Source organism: Pseudarthrobacter sp. P1, from assembly GCF_050156935.1.
GTDB lineage: Bacteria > Actinomycetota > Actinomycetes > Actinomycetales > Micrococcaceae > Specibacter.
In genome coordinates this window covers 430,461-446,637 of record NZ_CP189584.1, presented here as the reverse complement: position 1 = coordinate 446,637, position 16,177 = coordinate 430,461, and the positions used below count along the sequence as shown (strand labels likewise).

At 66.0% G+C, this 16,177-nt stretch carries 11 protein-coding genes and 3 pseudogenes; 11 read left to right on the top strand and 3 right to left on the bottom strand.

Annotated elements, in window-relative coordinates; all coding sequences use genetic code 11:
* Positions 1–102 precede the first annotated feature (102 nt).
* From ACQCSX_RS01975 to ACQCSX_RS01945, 7 genes and pseudogenes are all read left to right on the top strand, one after another.
* On the top strand, positions 103–1,437 hold the full coding sequence (locus tag ACQCSX_RS01975) for an APC family permease (protein ID WP_427017354.1): 1,335 nt from the start codon (positions 103–105) through the stop codon (positions 1,435–1,437).
* Between the two features lie 109 nt (positions 1,438–1,546).
* The gene (locus ACQCSX_RS01970) at positions 1,547–2,731 is read left to right on the top strand and encodes an FAD-dependent monooxygenase (RefSeq protein ID WP_427017425.1); all 1,185 of its coding nucleotides are present in this window, start codon (positions 1,547–1,549) and stop codon (positions 2,729–2,731) included.
* A 123-nt stretch (positions 2,732–2,854) separates the two neighbouring features.
* Positions 2,855–3,334 carry an alpha/beta hydrolase family protein gene (locus tag ACQCSX_RS01965; protein WP_427017424.1) on the top strand — a complete coding sequence of 160 codons (480 nt, stop codon included), beginning with the start codon at positions 2,855–2,857 and terminating at the stop codon, positions 3,332–3,334.
* A 444-nt stretch (positions 3,335–3,778) separates the two neighbouring features.
* Positions 3,779–4,303 carry a hypothetical protein gene (locus tag ACQCSX_RS01960; protein ID WP_427017423.1) on the top strand — a complete coding sequence of 175 codons (525 nt, stop codon included), beginning with the start codon at positions 3,779–3,781 and terminating at the stop codon, positions 4,301–4,303.
* A gap of 651 nt (positions 4,304–4,954) precedes the next feature.
* A complete protein-coding gene (locus ACQCSX_RS01955) occupies positions 4,955–6,553 on the top strand; it encodes a PucR family transcriptional regulator (protein WP_427017422.1) in 1,599 nt (532 codons plus the stop codon).
* Positions 6,550–7,494 carry a glutaminase gene (locus ACQCSX_RS01950; RefSeq protein ID WP_427017421.1) on the top strand — a complete coding sequence of 315 codons (945 nt, stop codon included), beginning with the start codon at positions 6,550–6,552 and terminating at the stop codon, positions 7,492–7,494. The genes ACQCSX_RS01955 and ACQCSX_RS01950 overlap by 4 nt, the downstream gene beginning before the upstream one ends.
* Before the next feature lie 74 nt (positions 7,495–7,568).
* A pseudogene (locus ACQCSX_RS01945) lies at positions 7,569–8,456 on the top strand (amino acid permease); the annotation flags it as partial.
* A gap of 31 nt (positions 8,457–8,487) precedes the next feature.
* Here the strand turns inward: ACQCSX_RS01945 and ACQCSX_RS01940 are convergent.
* Positions 8,488–9,758: pseudogene (locus ACQCSX_RS01940) on the bottom strand (IS3 family transposase).
* Between the two features lie 52 nt (positions 9,759–9,810).
* Between ACQCSX_RS01940 and ACQCSX_RS01935 the strand changes: the two are divergent.
* From ACQCSX_RS01935 to ACQCSX_RS01920, 4 genes and pseudogenes are all read left to right on the top strand, one after another.
* Positions 9,811–10,440, top strand: a pseudogene (locus ACQCSX_RS01935) (amino acid permease); the annotation flags it as partial.
* Between the two features lie 183 nt (positions 10,441–10,623).
* A complete protein-coding gene (locus ACQCSX_RS01930; protein ID WP_427017420.1) occupies positions 10,624–12,357 on the top strand; it encodes a thiamine pyrophosphate-dependent enzyme in 1,734 nt (577 codons plus the stop codon).
* Positions 12,358–12,492: 135 nt separating this feature from the next.
* Positions 12,493–13,101, top strand: coding sequence for a helix-turn-helix domain-containing protein (locus ACQCSX_RS01925; RefSeq protein WP_427017419.1), 609 nt, complete (start codon positions 12,493–12,495; stop codon positions 13,099–13,101).
* Positions 13,098–13,355, top strand: coding sequence for a hypothetical protein (locus ACQCSX_RS01920; RefSeq protein ID WP_427017418.1), 258 nt, complete (start codon positions 13,098–13,100; stop codon positions 13,353–13,355). The genes ACQCSX_RS01925 and ACQCSX_RS01920 overlap by 4 nt, the downstream gene beginning before the upstream one ends.
* Here ACQCSX_RS01920 and ACQCSX_RS01915 read toward each other — a convergent pair.
* Together ACQCSX_RS01915 and ACQCSX_RS01910 are read right to left on the bottom strand one after the other, a co-directional pair.
* Complete coding sequence (locus ACQCSX_RS01915; protein ID WP_427017417.1) at positions 13,322–14,941, bottom strand: ABC transporter permease; 1,620 nt, start codon at positions 14,939–14,941, stop codon at positions 13,322–13,324. The genes ACQCSX_RS01920 and ACQCSX_RS01915 overlap by 34 nt on opposite strands.
* Positions 14,941–15,852: an ABC transporter ATP-binding protein gene (locus tag ACQCSX_RS01910; protein WP_427017416.1), complete on the bottom strand. Its 912-nt coding sequence runs from the start codon at positions 15,850–15,852 to the stop codon at positions 14,941–14,943. Before ACQCSX_RS01910 ends, ACQCSX_RS01915 begins: the two co-directional genes overlap by 1 nt.
* Positions 15,853–16,177: the final 325 nt, after the last annotated feature.

Below are 16,177 nucleotides of genomic sequence, written 5' to 3'. Positions count from 1 at the left end.
ATAGGCATCCTAGACCCACCGGCCTTAACGGTTCAGCGGTGGTGCTAGGGTCGGCGCAGGCACGAAAACCTGCCATCGCTGGCAGAGAAATGGGTGCACGAGATGACCAGCGGACCTCCCACACCGAAGGCGCCCTTCCATCCCAGGACGGCCGCGCACCGGGACAAGGGACTGGGAAAGCTGCGCCTGCGCGATGCGGTGGCGATGGCGGTCGGAGGCATGATCGGCGGCGGCATCTTCAGCGTCCTGGGCGTGACCGTCGCACTGGCCGGACACGCCGCCGTGGGAAGCTTCATCATCGGTGGGGCCATCGCCATGGTGACCGCACATTCCTTCGCAGCCCTCTCCGCCCGCGCCGGACGCTCCGGCGGCCTCTTCGTCTACCTGCACAATGCCGGGTACCCGCGCACCGGCTCCTACATCGCCTGGCTGCTCATGTTCGGCTATCTGATCGCGTTGGCGGTCTATGGTTTCACTTTCGGCCACTACGCAGCACACGTGTTCGGTCTACCGGGAGCATTCGCGAACGGATTCGCGATCCTGATCCTGCTGGCGTTTCTGGGCATCAACCTGCGCGGGGTGGGCGCATCGGCGCTCTCGGAAGACCTGGTCGTCCTGATCAAGGTCGCGGTGCTGGCCCTGATCGCGGCCATCGGCTTGGTGCATTTCTCCCCGGAGCGGCTTGCCCCGTTGGCTGACAAGGGTCTGGGCAGCGTCATCGTCGCATCGGCATCGATCTTCGTCGCCTACGAGGGGTTCGAGCTGCTTTCCTACGACTACGATGACCTCGTGCGGCCGGCCTGGACGCTGCCGCGGGCACTCTACCTCTCGGTCGCGATCGTTACGCTGGTCTACGTCACCGTCACGATCGGCTCCCAAATGCTGGTCAGCGACGGCGTGATCGTCGCGCAGAAGGAAGTGGCCTTCGCTGCGGCCGGCCAGGCGGCGCTGGGGACCGCAGGGTACTGGATCGCGAGTCTGGGGGCACTGCTGGCAGCGAGCTCGGCGATCAACGCCACCTTGTTCTCCACGGCGCGCCAGATGCACGAGATCGCGCTGGCGCACGAGCTGCCGGCCGTGTTCGCCACCACCCGGGCCGGCCTGCCCGTCACCGCGCTGGTATTCTTGGCCGTGTTCGGTGCCGCGTTCGCCATGCTGCCGGACATCACTGCCCTGCTGACGTTCGGATCGGCGGTCTTCCTGGCCGTTTTCGGAGCCACGAACCTGCTCGCCGCCCGGGTCCTGGCCGGGTTCTGGCCCCGGCTGGTCAGCAGTGCCGGGTTCCTGGCCTGTCTGGGCGCACTGGCCGTGCTGGTGGCCCAGCTCATCCTCCACGACCAGGCCACGCTGCTGCTCATCGGAGTGTCGCTGGCGTCCGTCTCAGCCCTGCGGCTCGCCTTTATCTGGCACCAGCACCGCGGGCGGCAGAGGGCGTAGCATCCACCCACCCTACGGCCCGGCCCTGGCCGCGCACCGGCCGGGCTTCCGCAGCCGAGGGGGCTGTTGGATACTGGGTGCACCACTAGGTAGGAAGCCGGGCACGCTCATGAGGGCCATCGTTGTTGGGGCGGGTATCGCGGGTCTGGTCACGGCCCGACAGCTCGGGCTCGCCGGGTGGGATGTGGTCTTGGTGGAGGGGTCGCCTGGCCTGCGCGCGGCGGGCTACATGATGGATTTCTTTGGCCCCGGCGTCGAAGCGTCGGAGCGGATCGGCCTGTACCCGCCCCTGGCCGCCGTAGCCTACCGGGTGGACGCGGCCGAGTACGTCGACACGGGCGGACGGGTGACCTCGCGCCTGGACTACGAACGGTTCGCCCGGATTGCAGGCGGAAAGGTGCTCAGCCTCATGCGCCCGGACCTGGAACTTGCAGCGCTGGAAGCGCTCGAGGACGTACCCGCGGGCCGGGTGCGGGTCCGGTATGGTGCACGGGTGCGCAGGGCCTGGGCGGATCATGACGGTGTGGGCGTCGAGGTGGATGGGCTGGAAACGGAAACGCTCACCGGGGACGTGCTGATCGGCGCGGACGGCATCCACTCGGAAGTCCGGGCCCAGCTCTTCGGCCCCGAGCCGGATTTTTTGCGCCCGCTGGGCATGCGCGCGGCCGCGTACATTGTTGACGCCCCAGACCTGCACGCCCAGGTGAGGAACAGGTTCGTGCTGACGGACAGCCTCAACCGGATGGCCGGGCTTTACGGCCTGCGCACCAGTCAGGTCGCGGCGTTCCTCGTCTACCCCGACGCCGGGACGATGAGCGGCGAGGACCAGGCCGGGACGCGTGGGCGCCTCCGGGAGCGGTTCGCCGGTCTGGGTGCCGGCATCGACCAGCTCCTGGCCCTGTGCCCGGAGAACCCCTATGACGACGTCGTCGCCCAAATCGTAATGCCCTCCTGGCATCGCCACCGGGTGATCCTCGTAGGGGACGCGTGCGGGGCCGTGTCGCTGCTCGCCGGCCAGGGCGGTTCCCTGGCGATCGCCGGCGCCGCCCTCCTCGGAGAGGTCCTTGGCCCGGTCTCTTCGCCGGAGCTGATCGGGGGCGCCCTGACAGATGTTGAGGGCCGGTGGTGGCCATTCGTGGAAAAGGCGCAGGCGTCCGGGCGGCGGGCAGCGGCCTCGTTCCTCCCCGCAAACTCCACGCAGCGGCTTATCCGCCGGTGGATCATCCGCGCGGCCGGAGTCCCCGGCATCGACCAGATAGTGGCCCGGCAGATCCTCAAACGGATCGCGACGTAAACCGGCAGCCGCCGAAATGGCACGTTCCGGAAAATCCCCATGGCCATGCGTGCCGGGCCAGCCACCCGGCGGCCCCTGTGTTTACCCGGGCAAACCACCCTGCCGTGACCGGTCAGATTCAAGTTGCTGTTGACACTCATTCGCGGCTCGGGGCCCGCTGACCGCCATAACGGCGGACTATTCGATGCATTGCGTGACCGCTTCGCCAGCTCGGGCGTAGCTGTCCTCGCCTATGACAAGCGTGGTGTGGGAAGTTCCACCGGCCACTGGGAAAGCGCAACGGTTGATGAACTCGCTGCAGATGCAGGCGCGGCCGTGGCCTCCCTCCGCGGCCGTGCACGGGTCGACAAAGGCGCGGTGGGCGTGCCCAGGCACAGCGAGGGCGGTTGGGTGGCATTGAGGCTGGCCGCACGGCAAGAAGCGCCTGCTCACCTCATACTGAATTCCTGTCCGGCCGTGCCTTTAGTGTGTGATCGACTATCTGTAGGCCGTTTCAGCCACGGAATCCAGCCAAGGTTTCGGTCCGTTTCAGGCCAAAAGAGCGGTAAGAATCAGGCCAGGCAATTCCCCTCCAAATCATGGATTCCGGGAGTGCGCAGATAGAGATCACCCGGTGGCCAGGGCCGTTCCCAGAGTGTCAGGGACATCGGCCCGCCACCCCCAGATAGGTTCCTTGCGGCGCTGCCATTGCGAAGCGTGTGCGCCGGAAGGGTTGGAAAGCAGATGACGGTACCCATGTCCGTTCAAGAAAATATCAGACGACTCGATTCCCAAGGAGTCCCGGGGCGTGAGATCGCCCGCACACGGGCATCAGACGCGCCTCGGCGGCCAAGTACGCCGAGCAGGAAGGCTTCTCCCCGGCACCGCCAACACCCGTGGCCAGGCCCGGCGCCTCGGTGCTGACCGGGTTCGAGCCCATCCTCGAGGCGGGGGCTGGGCGAGGACCAACGGCGGCCGCGCAAGCAACGGCATACGGCCAAACGGATCTTTGACCGGCTCGTTCAAGAGCACGGGTTCACCGGCACGTATTCACCGGTGCAACGCCACGTGAAGAAATGGACGGCCAGGAACCGGCAGTCCGGGGAGGACTTCACCGAACTGGTGTGGCCGGCCGGCACGGTCCAGGTCGACTTCGGGCAGGCCGAGGCCATCATCGCGGGGATCCGGCAGATCCAGCACATCCTGGTGGTGACCTTCCCGTTCTCGAACATGCGCTTCGTGCAAGCGTACCGGGTTGAGACTGCCGAGTGTATCTGTCACGGGCTGCGCAGGGTGTTCGAGCACATCGGGGCAGCACCGCGGCACCTGGTCTTTGACAATGCCTCCGGCATTGGACGCCGGGTCGGCATGAAGGTGGTGCAGACGAAGCTGTTCGGTGCGTTCAAGCTGCATTACCGCTCCGAGTCCCGGTACTGCAACCCGTACTCGGGACATGAGAATGGCAGCATGGAGAACGCTGTGGGGTTCCTGCGCCGGAACCGGTCCCTGCGTCCCGGACCCGGCCGGCCACCTGGGCCGCCTGCACGTAGCGGCGCGCCGTTTTCCGATCCACCCCGGCCCGCTCGCCAATAGTGTGGAAACCTGTACCCTCCAGCCAAGCCCGGAGCACTTCCCTCATCTCAACCACGCTGACCTCCCTGAAAACCATCCCTGCAGACCTCCGCACCGACGACACTGATGCGATGATCCAACAGGCTGTAGAGGGCCCTACCGGCAGGGCGGGCCGGGTGGTCCCATGACTGGCTACACAGGTGGCCCCTGCGGCCGGCAAAAAACGGGCCACAACGGTCCCATGCTCCTGACAGGCGACAGCTCGATCATCAGGTTTTGACCGGCATCCTGTCGGAAAAGATTCACGACGGGCGTTTACTGGCCCTAATATCGCGGATGCTTACCGCCGGATATTTGGAGCACTGGAGGTTAGCCAGCGAGCCAGCTCTTGCCAACCCGTCCAGGAGCTCGGCCAAGTCACAGGACACGGCTACTTAGCAACCTCTCCAGGGCTCCAACACAGCTTGCACAGCCCAGAAAGGCCTCCGTTCGAATGAACGGAGGCCTTTCTGCAGAATTGAGGTATGTTCGTCTGGCCGGGTGCATTGGTCCCGGGACCTAAAGCCGCCACTGGATTTAGATCAGCTTCCATATCTTCCGGAATTTGCTCTGGATAGCATTGGGGGACCGGACAGAGCCGTCCGGTCTGGTGTCGATGTCAGAAGGAAGCTCATGGCCGCAGCTACAGTGGATGACATCCTGTCGGATCTGCCTCTGGGTTTCGCCAGCCTCATCCTTCGGCCGTCCCGCGCTGATTCTCCGATCGAACGCTTTCTGATCGTTGACGCCGACGACGAGACTTCCGACGGCGGGGCGGCGTTCGTCCTGCTGATCGGGGTTCGCGGACGCTCCGCCTTGCCGGCGGTGCGCCGCCTCCTGAAGAATACGCCCCTGGTGCTGGCCGTCAAAGGCCGTCCCGGGGAACTCGGGGAAGCTGAAGAGCTGCTCCGGGCTGCCGGAACCGGCCTCCTTCTGGTGGATCCGGCCGCGGACTGGGACCGGCTCCTCTCAATTGCCAAGGACCGCATCCAGCCACCCAGCTACCAGAGCGAAGTGCTCACGCTGCTGGAAGAGGACCTGTTCGCCATAGCCCAGACGACCGCCCGCCTGACATCGAGCCACGTGGTCATAGAGGACGCCGCCAACAAGGTACTGGCGTACTCCACGGTGACCAATGACATCGACGAACTGCGGAAGGCGTCGATTTTGGCCCGGCGCGGTCCGCGCAAATACGAACTCCTCCTCAAGGACCTGGGCGCCTACCGCGAACTGCACCGGACCCGCCTGCCTGTCCGGGTTCCGGCCAGGCCCCAGGACGGCCTGCGGGAGCGCGTCGCCATCACCCTGTTCGCAGGTGACCGGATCATGGGGTACATCTGGCTGCAGGAAACCGGTGACGGCTTCGGCGCCGACGTTGACTATGTGCTGACCGGATCAGCCGCGCGGGCGTCGGCCGAGCTGATCCGCTACCGCAACCAGCAGTCGGTGCACATGCGCGAGGACCGGATTGCCCGGATCCTCTCCGGCCCGGCAGAAGCCGCGGCGAGCGCCCACAGCGAGAAAATCCCCGCGGACCGCCCAACAGCCCTGATCCTGATAGGAATGTCAGGTGCCCAAGCGCAGGAAGACGATGCAGCGCTCAAACATGGGGAGCTCGCCAACCTCGCGTCCATCCATGCGGCAGCCTTCAAACCGTCAGCTATCGTGGGGCAGTTCAACGGCGACACCGCTGTGATCATCCCCGGGCTCCAGTCCGCCAGTTCGGAAGCCGGGCTGCGGAGCCTTGCCGAGGCCGTCGTCAGGGACTCCGCGAAGCACCTTGGCATCACTCCGTTCGCAGCGGTGGGACCAATTGCACCGGATCTGTTGTCGATTCATTCGGTGACCGCAAAAACGGAGGCATTGCTCGGCTGTATGCGGCGGTCAGGGAACACTTTTGTGGCCACTGTGGACGATTTCGAAACGGACATCCTTTTCCACGAAGCAGTTGAGAACTTCACGGCCTCGGCCTTTCGCCATCGCAGCCTCTGGGCTCTCCTCCGCGACGATGGCGAGCTGGCCGAAACTCTTCGGGCTTATTTCGAGGCTGCACTGGATGTGGCCGAATGCGCCCAGCGGATGAAGCTGCACAAGAACACCGTCTACTACAGGATCAGCAAGGTCAGCCGGGCTACCGGCCTGAACTTCAGCGATCCCCGCCATTTATTGGTCGCTCTCCTTCACATTCAGGAGTGGGCCGGCACGCATAAGGAGCATCTGGGCAAGAAATGATGACAGCACTCGATTCGCCGCCTCTTGGTCTGGTCCTGGATGACATTGTCCGCAGCCACCGGCCCCGGAGTGAAGCAGGGTCGGTTCCCGCCAGCATCCCCCACCTGTCATCGCCGCCGTTCGACCGTTTCGGAATTGCGGTGGCTACCACGTCCGGGGACGTGTTCAGCTCCGGTGACGCCGATCTTCCCTCCTCCATCCAGAGCATCTCGAAGGTCTTCACCCTGGCCATGGCGCTCAGCGCCGATGACCCCGATGCGCTCTGGTCCCGGGTGCTCCGCGAACCGTCAGGAACGTCGTTCAACTCCCTGGTGCAGCTTGAAGTGGAGCACGGCATCCCGCGGAACCCGTTCATCAACTCGGGCGCCCTGGTGGTCACGGACCACTTGATGGAAAGATTTCCCGACGCCGCCGGCCAGGTCCTGCGCTTTCTCACCGGTCAGGTGGGTCACCAGAATGGAAGACAGAGTCCGTTCATCGACGAGGCGGCCGCAAAGAGTGAGCTCGCCAACAGCAGCCGCAACCTGGCCCTCGCCCACTTCCTGAAGGACTTCGGCAACCTGCGGCGGCCCGCCCACGCAGTGGTTGAAAACTACGTCAGGCAGTGCTCCATCATGATGAGCTGCGTGGAGGTGGCCAAGGCCGGACTCTTCCTCGCGCAGGACGGTCGGGGAGCGCGGGGAACCGTCGTCTCCCGGAGCGAGGCCAAACGCATCGGTGCCATCATGCTGACCTGCGGCATGTATGACGCGGCCGGCGAGTTCGCCTACCGCGTGGGACTTCCCGGGAAGAGCGGCGTGGGCGGCGGCATCCTGGTCATCGTTCCCGGCGAGTGCGCCATCTGTGTCTGGAGCCCCAGGCTGGATTCCAAAGGCAATTCCCTGGCCGGGACAGCGGCCCTCGCCGATCTGTCCGACCGCACCGGGTGGTCAGTCTTCTGACCTGACCCCAGCTGTCCCCACAATTTCGCGCTAGAACCCCCATTTAGATCTTTGACAGGTCGAAAGGAACACCCATGCCCAACAACCCCAATGACGCGGTTGGTTTGTACGAGGTCGACGGCGGCCACGCCCACGCCCCGGATACCCTGATCCATGCCGAAGACGCCGGCTACCACAAGGGCCTCAAGGCTCGGCAGATCCAGATGATCGCCATCGGCGGCGCGATCGGCACCGGCCTGTTCCTCGGCGCGGGCGGGCGGCTCAACGCGGCAGGCCCGTCCCTGGTCATCGCCTACGCGGTCTGCGGTTTCTTCGCTTTCCTGATCCTGCGCGCACTGGGGGAACTGGTGCTGCACCGCCCGTCGTCGGGCTCGTTCGTCTCTTACGCCCGTGAGTTCTTCGGTGAGAAGGCGGCCTTTATCTCGGGCTGGTTCTACTGGATCAACTGGGCCACCACCACCATCGTGGACATCACCGCCGCCGCGCTGTACATGAACTTCTTCGGCAAGTACGTCCCCTGGATGGGCGCGGTGCCGCAGTGGGCCTGGGCCCTGATCGCCCTGGTGGTGGTTCTTTGCCTCAATCTGGTCTCGGTCAAGGTTTTCGGCGAACTCGAGTTCTGGTTCGCCCTGATCAAGGTGGCGGCGTTGGGGGCGTTCCTCATCATCGGCACGTACTTTGTCATCTTCGGCACGCCGGTGGACGGCCAGGATGTCGGGCTGAGCCTGCTCTCGGACAACGGCGGCATCTTCCCCAACGGCCTGCTTCCGATGATCATCCTGATGCAGGGTGTGCTGTTCGCCTATGCCTCGATTGAGCTCGTGGGCACGGCCGCGGGTGAGACCGAGAACCCGGAAAAGATCATGCCCAAGGCCATCAACTCGGTGGTGTTCCGCATCGCCGTGTTCTACGTGGGCTCCGTCATCTTGCTGGCGCTGCTGCTACCGTACACCTCCTATGAGTGAACCGCACTGGGTTTTGTAGAGACTCGGTTTATGCAGTCTGCGATGACAGAATACACGCTTTTTGATGGTTGGTTTCATATTCCATTGGCGGGATGTCGCCGATCCCGGTATGCAACCGTTCGGAGTTGTACCAGGTGACCCAGCGCGCCGTTTCGGTCTCGACCTGCTGGCATGATTTCCATGTCGTGCGCCTGTTCCGGTCGATCAGCTCGGTCTTGTACAGACCGATTGTTGACTCCATCAGGGCGTTGTCGTACGCGTCACCCACGGTGCCGATGGAGCCTGCCATCCCGGCGGCGGCGAGCTGGTCCGTGAGCATCACGGAGGTGTACTGGCTGCCGGCATCCGAGTGGTGGATGAGCCCCTCCGGGGTGAACCCCGTCAGCGTCCTCCTGCGCACCGAGAGCGCCTGCGCCAGGGCGTCGGTGACCAAGACCGTCTCCTTGGACGTGGAGACCTTCCAGCCCAGGATCCGCCGCGATGCGGCATCCGTGACGAACGACACATAACAGAACCCTGCGTAGGTCCATACGTACGTGAAATCGGCGACCCAGATCCGGTCCGGGACGCCTGTGTCCCAGCGGCGGTTGACCCGGTCCGGGAACCGGGCCGCCGTGTCGTCCCGGCGCGTGGTGAACGTCTTGCGCCCGCCGCGCAACACCCCGTACAACCCGGCACGGCGCATGAGCCGGGCGACCTGGTCGCGGCCGACACGGTGGCCGTCACGGAGGAGTTTCTTCCACATTTTATGCACTCCATACACTGAGAAATTGGCGGCATGAATGGTCTGGATGACGTCGGTCATCAACTGGTCCGAGACCGCCCGTTTGGACGGGCCGCGGCGGGTCGCCGCGTAGTAGGTCGAGGGGGCAATTTTGCAGCCGTGCTCGGTGAGCACGGTGCAGATTGGTTCGACGCCCCATCGCAGGCCTTTGGTGTCTTTACGCCCCTTGTGGGCCGCAATGAAGGCAACTATCTGGTGTGTGGCCGGTCGATCTCGGCCGCGAAGAAAGCCGAGGCCGCCTTCAAAATGGAATTGGCCCGGCGCAGTTCGGCGTTCTCCCGGCGCAGCTTCTTGACCTCTTCGCTTTCGGCGATTGTTGACCCGGCCCGGGTGCCGTTTTCGATCTCATGCTGGGCAATCCAGGGCCTCATGGACTGCTCGCTGATCCCCACCAACCCACTGACATGCCGCCTCGAAGCAGCCCCTGACTCGGCAGGCATTTCGCCCCGTCGCTCCAGGTACAGGCGCACCACACGGGCCTTGGTTTCCTCGTCAAACTTCTTGCCACTGGCCATGACTCTATTCTCCCTGTGAGGTTGGAGTCTCCACCAAACCCAGTGCGGTTCAGAGAAGGGTGTGAGTCCCTTCGTGACGTTTTTCGGCTCCCTGGGGATCCCGGGCGTGGACGTCATCATGAACCTGGTGGTCCTCACCGCCGCGCTGTCTTCGCTCAACGCGGGCCTCTACTCCACGGGCCGCATCCTGCGCTCCATGTCCATGGCCGGCTCGGCGCCGAAGTTTGCCCAGCGCATGAATAGGGCAGGCGTTCCTTACGGCGGCATCGCCCTCACGGCGGTGGTCTCGCTGCTGGGCGTGCCGCTGAACTACCTGGTGCCCGCGCAGGCCTTCGAGATCGTGCTTAACGTGGCTTCGGTGGGAATCATCCTCACGTGGGCCACTATCGTGGTGTGCCAGATCCAGCTCAAGCGCTGGGCGGACAGGGGCTGGGTGGAACGTCCCTCCTTCCGGATGTTCGGTGCGCCCTACACCGGGTATCTGTCGCTGCTGTTCCTGCTCGGCGTGCTGATCATGGTCTTTATCGATTCGCCGCTCACCCTGCTGGTGACCCTCGTGGCCTCTGCCCTGATGGTGTTCGGCTGGTATGCCTGCCGGAAGCGGATCCACGAGATCGCCGAAACCCGGAAGGGCTATACGGGCGCCGCGCCCGTGGTGGCCAATCGGAGTCCAATCCGCTAAGCGATTACCCTGCCTACGGAAAAGCCAGGCGACAGACGGTTGCGAGGACGGCTGCTTCTGCCCCGGAGCGGAAACAGACTAGGCACCACCAATCGTTCCGCTGGATCCGGCGGATATGCCCTACACCTCACCCAATCCAACCCAAGAAGACAAGAAGTGATGACAACGGAGTCCGCAGTAACCATGACCGTAACCGACACGCAGCCGTTCGAAGGCGACACCATAAACCAAGGCCCCGTACAGCCCGTCTCATCGACTATCCCGGCGAACCTGAAGGGCGGCAGTACCCTGAAGTCCGCCGGACACGTGATTGTTGACTCCCTCGTGGCCCACGGCGTCGAACGCACCTTTGTTGTTCCCGGCGAGAGCTTCCTGGACGTGTTGGACGGGCTGCACGGTTCCGACATCGACACGGTGGTCTGCCGGCATGAGGGCGGCGCCGCCTACATGGCCGAAGCTGACGGCAAGATGAACCAGCGTCCGGGCGTTGCCATGGTCACCCGCGGTCCGGGCGCGGCCAACGCCCACGTTGGCCTGCACACGGCCTGGCAGGACTCCACCCCGATGCTGCTCTTCGTCGGGCTCATCCCGTTCGCCCACCGGGACCGCGAAGCGTTCCAGGAATTTGATATCAAGGCGTGGTTCGACACGGGAGCCAAACGCGTCATGGTGCTCGACCATGCCGAGCGGGCCTCCGAAATCGTTGCGGAAGCGATGTTCGCGGCCATGAGCGGACGGCCGGGCCCCGTTGTGGTGGGCCTGCCGGAAGACATCATCCGCCAGCAGGTGGATCCGGCCCTGCACCCCACCATCCCGGTGGCCACGGGCGGAATGAGCACCACCGATGCCGAAGCACTCGCCGAAGCCCTTGCACATTCCTCGAAACCCCTTTTTGTCACCGGCGGCAACGACTGGACCCAGGAAGCCGCCGATCAGCTCACCGAGTGGCTCGAAAAGCACGACATCCCGGCCGCGGCGGAATGGCGCACACAGGGAACGGTGTCTTTTGACTCGCCGAGCTACGTGGGTCCGATCGGCTACGGCCGCCCCCGCCCCACGTACGACCTGTTTGAGGAAACCGACCTGCTCGTTTTCGTGGGGACGGTCCCGGGCGATGTGATCACGGACGGATTTGTCTGCAGGCAGGACTGGAACAAGACGAACTTCCTGGTCACCATAGATCCCTCCCTGCGCGGCCGCTCAGGCCCGGTCTCGAGGCAGATTGTGGCAAAACCGGGCGCCTTCGTCCGGGATCTCGTTGAAATCGATCTGCCCGTGAAAGAGGAGTGGAAAGCGTGGACGGCCAGGATGCGCGCCGAGCAGACGTCCTTCGCCAGTCTGCCTCCGGCCACGCCCGGCGACGGGCCGGCAAAGATGGACACTCTCATGGCGAACCTGGTCCCGCGGCTGCCCGAGGACGCCATGGTTACTTTCGGCGCTGGTGAGCACACCAACTGGGCGCACCGCTACTTCCCCACCCGGCGCTACGCCTCAATGATCAGCGCCAGAAACGGCTCCATGGGCTACTCCATTCCCTCGGCCGTCGCCGCCTCGCTGGCCAGTCCGCAGCGCCGGGTGGTTACCATCGCCGGCGACGGGGAATTCCTCATGAACGGCCAGGAACTGGCCACGGCTGCCCAGTACGGGGCCACGCCGCTCATCATCGTGATGGACAACCAGGAATACGGCACCATCCGCACCCATCAGGAACGCCACTATCCGTCCAGGGTTTCGGGCACGCAGCTGAAAAACCCCGACTTCGGCCTCATGGCCCAGGCCTTCGGCGGTTACGGCATCACGGTCACGCAGGACCAGGACGTGCCGGCCGCGCTCGACGCCGCGCTGCAGGCCATCGATGAAGACGGGGTGTTTGCCCTCATCCACCTCATCGTGGAACAGCGGGCGAAGGCCTACTGAGTCACATAAGCGGTCTGCCTCATCGTGGAACAGCGGGCGAAGGCGTAATCGGTCAACTTGCGGCACTAGTGCTGCGTTCCTCTTTGGAGGCATAGCTTGGAAGAAGGCCGGTTCGAAGTCAGGGAGGCGAGCCGCATGCCCACGATCCTGCGCGCGAGGCCGTCCGCGGATGCGGCCGAGGAAAAGAGAATCCTCAGGCTGGCCGGAGCCCGCCACGCCCCGGCCGACTGGATCCGGCGGGGCCGGATCATCACCCTGAGCTGGTCCGGGCTGCGGGTGCCGGCGATCGCCAAGGAGCTGGGCTGCCACGAACAGACGGTGCGCCGGTGGCTGGTGAGGTTCAACGCCTCGGGTCTGGACGGGCTGGTCGACTTGGGTGGGCAGGGCCGCCGGCGGCGGATCACCGAGGCCGAACGCTCCCGCATCATCGCCCTGGTCAAACAGGCCCCGCCCGGCCGCCCCGTCCGCGACGGCAGCGGGGACCTGGCGGCGGCAGACCAGTCCGGTCCGCCCGTGTGGACCCTGGACACCCTCACCGCGGCGGCCCGCGGCCAGGGCATCGACGTCCACCGCAGCCAGGTGCGCCGGATCCTGCTGCAAGAAGGGGTGCGCTGGCGCCGCACCCGGTCCTGGATTCGCAGCAAGGACCCGGACTTCGCCCCAAAAGGACACGGATCGTCGGGCTCTATACGGCCCCGCCCGAAGGCTCGACGGTCCTCTGCGCCGACGAGCTCGGCCCGGTGATCCCGCGCACCTTCCCGCCCGCCCCGGGCTGGTCCGCGGACGGGCACCGGATCAAAAGCGACCTTGACCACGGGCGGGGCCCGGAAAAGACCTGGGTGTACGGCGCGCTGCGGCCGGTGGACGGCCGGGAGGTCACGATGGCCGCCTCCGCCCGCAACAGCGCCAGCTACCAGCGGTTCCTGGCTGCCGTGGAGCATCTCCTTTCGCACACGATGCCCCTTCAGGCGGTGAGGTCCCGTCGTTGGATGCAGTAGGCGGCCAGGCCGGCCAAGCCGGCCGCGATTGCGGCCAGGCCCAGCGCCCCGGCCGGGTCGAAGGGTTCCACTGGCATGGCCGAGGAGTGCCGGAACGGGCTCAGATCCTGCAGCCACACCGGCAGGCCGAACAGCTCCCCGAATTCGCCCAGGACCAGCCCCGCGGCCAGCATCCCCCACCCCAGCGGAATACTGAGCCGCGGTGCTGAGGCGAAAACCACGGAGGCCGCGGCCAGGAACACCAGGGCGGCGGGAACGTGCGCCAGCGCTGCCGGCACCAAGGACCCGGCAGGTCCCTTGGCGGTGCCCGAGAGCCCCAGTCCGATGGCGGCAGCGGCACCGGCCGTTCCGGAGACAACGACCGCGGAGACGGCGGCGATGAACACGTTCGCGCCGAGCCACCGGGCCCGGGACCTCGGCGCTGCGAGAAGGAGCTCGGCCCTGCCCTCAGCCTCTTCGGCACGCATCCGCAGCACCGCCTGAATGCCCGCAGCCGCCGCGAACACCCCGGCCACGCCAAGCAGGGCCGTGATGAACACATCGATCAGCCCGGCCTGGCCGCCCGGCACGAGCCGGGAGATCAGCTCCTGCAACGGTGCCACACCGGACACGGACTCGGTAACCAGGGGGCCGAGAGCGCCGGCCACGGCACCAAGGGCCGCGGCCCCGACGCACCATCCGGCCAGGGTGGCGCGCTGCAGGCGCCAGGCCAGGCCCACGAACGACGTGCCCCCGACTCCGGCGCGCTCCCTGCCGCCGCGCTGGGGCAGAAGGCCGGCACCCACATCCCGCCGTCGCCGGATCAGCACGGCCGCTGCTCCCAGGCCAAGGGCGGCCACGAGAAGTGCCAGTAGCGGGAACGGGTCCGGACTGGTGAACGGCCGTGACCGCTGGCCCCAGCCGATGGGCGACAGCAGCGACGGCCACGCGCTGCTCACGTGCAGCAGGTCCGCCGCCGGGGTCCCCAGGGCGTCCCCGGCACCCCGGAGCAAATACCCAGCTCCGACCAGGCCTGCTGCGGCACCGTTCGCGCTCCTGCCCGAGGGCAGGAGCTGGGCGACGGCCGCGGCCAGGCCCACAAAAAACACACCGACAGCACCGACAGCGGCACCGGCCCCCGCTGCGCCGGGAACCGGCAGCCCCGCTGCGACAAAACCGGCGGCAACGAACACGGCCAGGAGCAGGTTCGCGACCGCGCCCAGCAGAAGGGTCGCCGTCAGGGACGCTGCCCGCGGGAGCGGAACCGAGCCGAGGAGTTCGGCCCGTCCGATCTCTTCATCGGTGCGGGTGTGCCGCACGATCAGGAAGGTGCTCATCAGCGCTGCCAGCACCGCCGTGAACGCGTAGCCCTGGAAGAACACGACCGCCCCGACGCCGGTGCCATCGGGCAGGCCGCGGAGGAAGAGGAACGCCGGGTTCGATGCTGCCAGGGTCAAGATCGCGGTCTGCGCGGGCTCGTCACCGAATTGCGTGGCGACCGCGCTGGAGGTCGCAAAGCCGAGCAGAGTGATGCCCATGATCCAGACGGGCAGCGTCACCCGGTCCCTGCGTGCCTGGAACAGGGCCAGCTGCAGCACACCGGGCATCACTGCACCTCGCTTCCGTTGCGGTCACTGTAGTGGCGCAGGAACAAGGACTCCAGGGAAGGCGGAGCGACTGTTAGTCCGCTGACCCCTGGCTCGGCGATGCCGGCCAGGACGGCACCGAGGTCGGCGGTGTCCGCGTCGAACTCGGCGGCGGCGCCGTCGATGCTGATCCCGTGCGTGCCGGGCAGCGCCGCCAACCGCGCCGGGTCGGCCAGCCCGGTGACCCGGAAATGCGTGCGTTTCAGGTGCCGGAGTTCGCTCAGGGTGCCGGTCTCGACCGCGGTTCCGGAACGGATGATGGTGATCCGGTCACAGAGCTGTTCGACCTCGCTGAGAATATGGCTGGAGAGCAGGACGGTCGCCGCGTCCCTGCTGACCCGTTCGATTTGGCGGCGAAACACGGCATCCATCACCGGGTCCAGGCCGGCGCTGGGCTCATCCAGCAGATACAGCCGGGCAGGGCGGGCGAACGCGGCGATCAGGGCGACTTTCTGCCGGTTGCCTTTCGAGTAGGTGCGGGCCTTCTTCCGCGGGTCGAACTCAAACTCCTCGATGAGGTCACGGCGCAGATTCCCGTCGGCGCCGCCGCGCAGACCGGTGAGCAGATCGATGACTTCCCCGCCGGAAAGGTTCGGCCACAGGCTCACATCACCCGGGACGTAAGCGATGTCCCGATGCGTCCTGACAGGGTCGGCCCAGGGATCCAGGCCGAACACCCGGGCCGTACCGGCGGTGGCGCGAATCAGCCCCAACAGCACCCGCAGCGTGGTCGACTTACCCGCACCGTTGGGGCCCAGGAAACCGTGGACCTCACCGGCGGCGACGCTCAGGTTCAGGCCGTCCAAGGCCCGGGTCCTGCCGAAAACCTTCACAAGACCAAGGGTCTCAATAACAGGTTGTGTTGCATCCATGAGCCGTCCGCTCCTCACGTCACCACGAACGCCCGAGGCGGTCGCCGGGGCATTCCGCGGGCACCGCCCACGGGCCGACCAGGCTTCCCGGCTCTCCGATCCACAGCATACAAGCACCCGAACAGTCAAGGAAGACCGTCACACACCCCTGCGGCCCGGAGGTGTGCGCAATGCGTGGGCCAAGCCAGTCAAGGGGTGCAGCGTCCGGGAACGGGGGCGTTAAGGATTCGTAAAGACTGCCCGGTAGCCGACGGTGCGCCGGCTTCCCGGTGGTAGGCTCCGTGATGTTCTCGGCAGTCCTGCCGGGTCGCGGACCGGGACAGGC

Coding starts and splice junctions, on each gene's coding strand:
- ACQCSX_RS01925 (WP_427017419.1), top strand. CDS start 12,493: ATGCCCACGATCCTGCGCGCGAGGCCGTCCGCGGATGCGGCCGAGGAA.
- ACQCSX_RS01915 (WP_427017417.1), bottom strand. CDS start 14,941: ATGCCCGGTGTGCTGCAGCTGGCCCTGTTCCAGGCACGCAGGGACCGG.
- ACQCSX_RS01910 (WP_427017416.1), bottom strand. CDS start 15,852: ATGGATGCAACACAACCTGTTATTGAGACCCTTGGTCTTGTGAAGGTT.
- ACQCSX_RS01930 (WP_427017420.1), top strand. CDS start 10,624: ATGACCGTAACCGACACGCAGCCGTTCGAAGGCGACACCATAAACCAA.
- ACQCSX_RS01955 (WP_427017422.1), top strand. CDS start 4,955: ATGGCCGCAGCTACAGTGGATGACATCCTGTCGGATCTGCCTCTGGGT.
- ACQCSX_RS01975 (WP_427017354.1), top strand. CDS start 103: ATGACCAGCGGACCTCCCACACCGAAGGCGCCCTTCCATCCCAGGACG.
- ACQCSX_RS01970 (WP_427017425.1), top strand. CDS start 1,547: ATGAGGGCCATCGTTGTTGGGGCGGGTATCGCGGGTCTGGTCACGGCC.
- ACQCSX_RS01950 (WP_427017421.1), top strand. CDS start 6,550: ATGATGACAGCACTCGATTCGCCGCCTCTTGGTCTGGTCCTGGATGAC.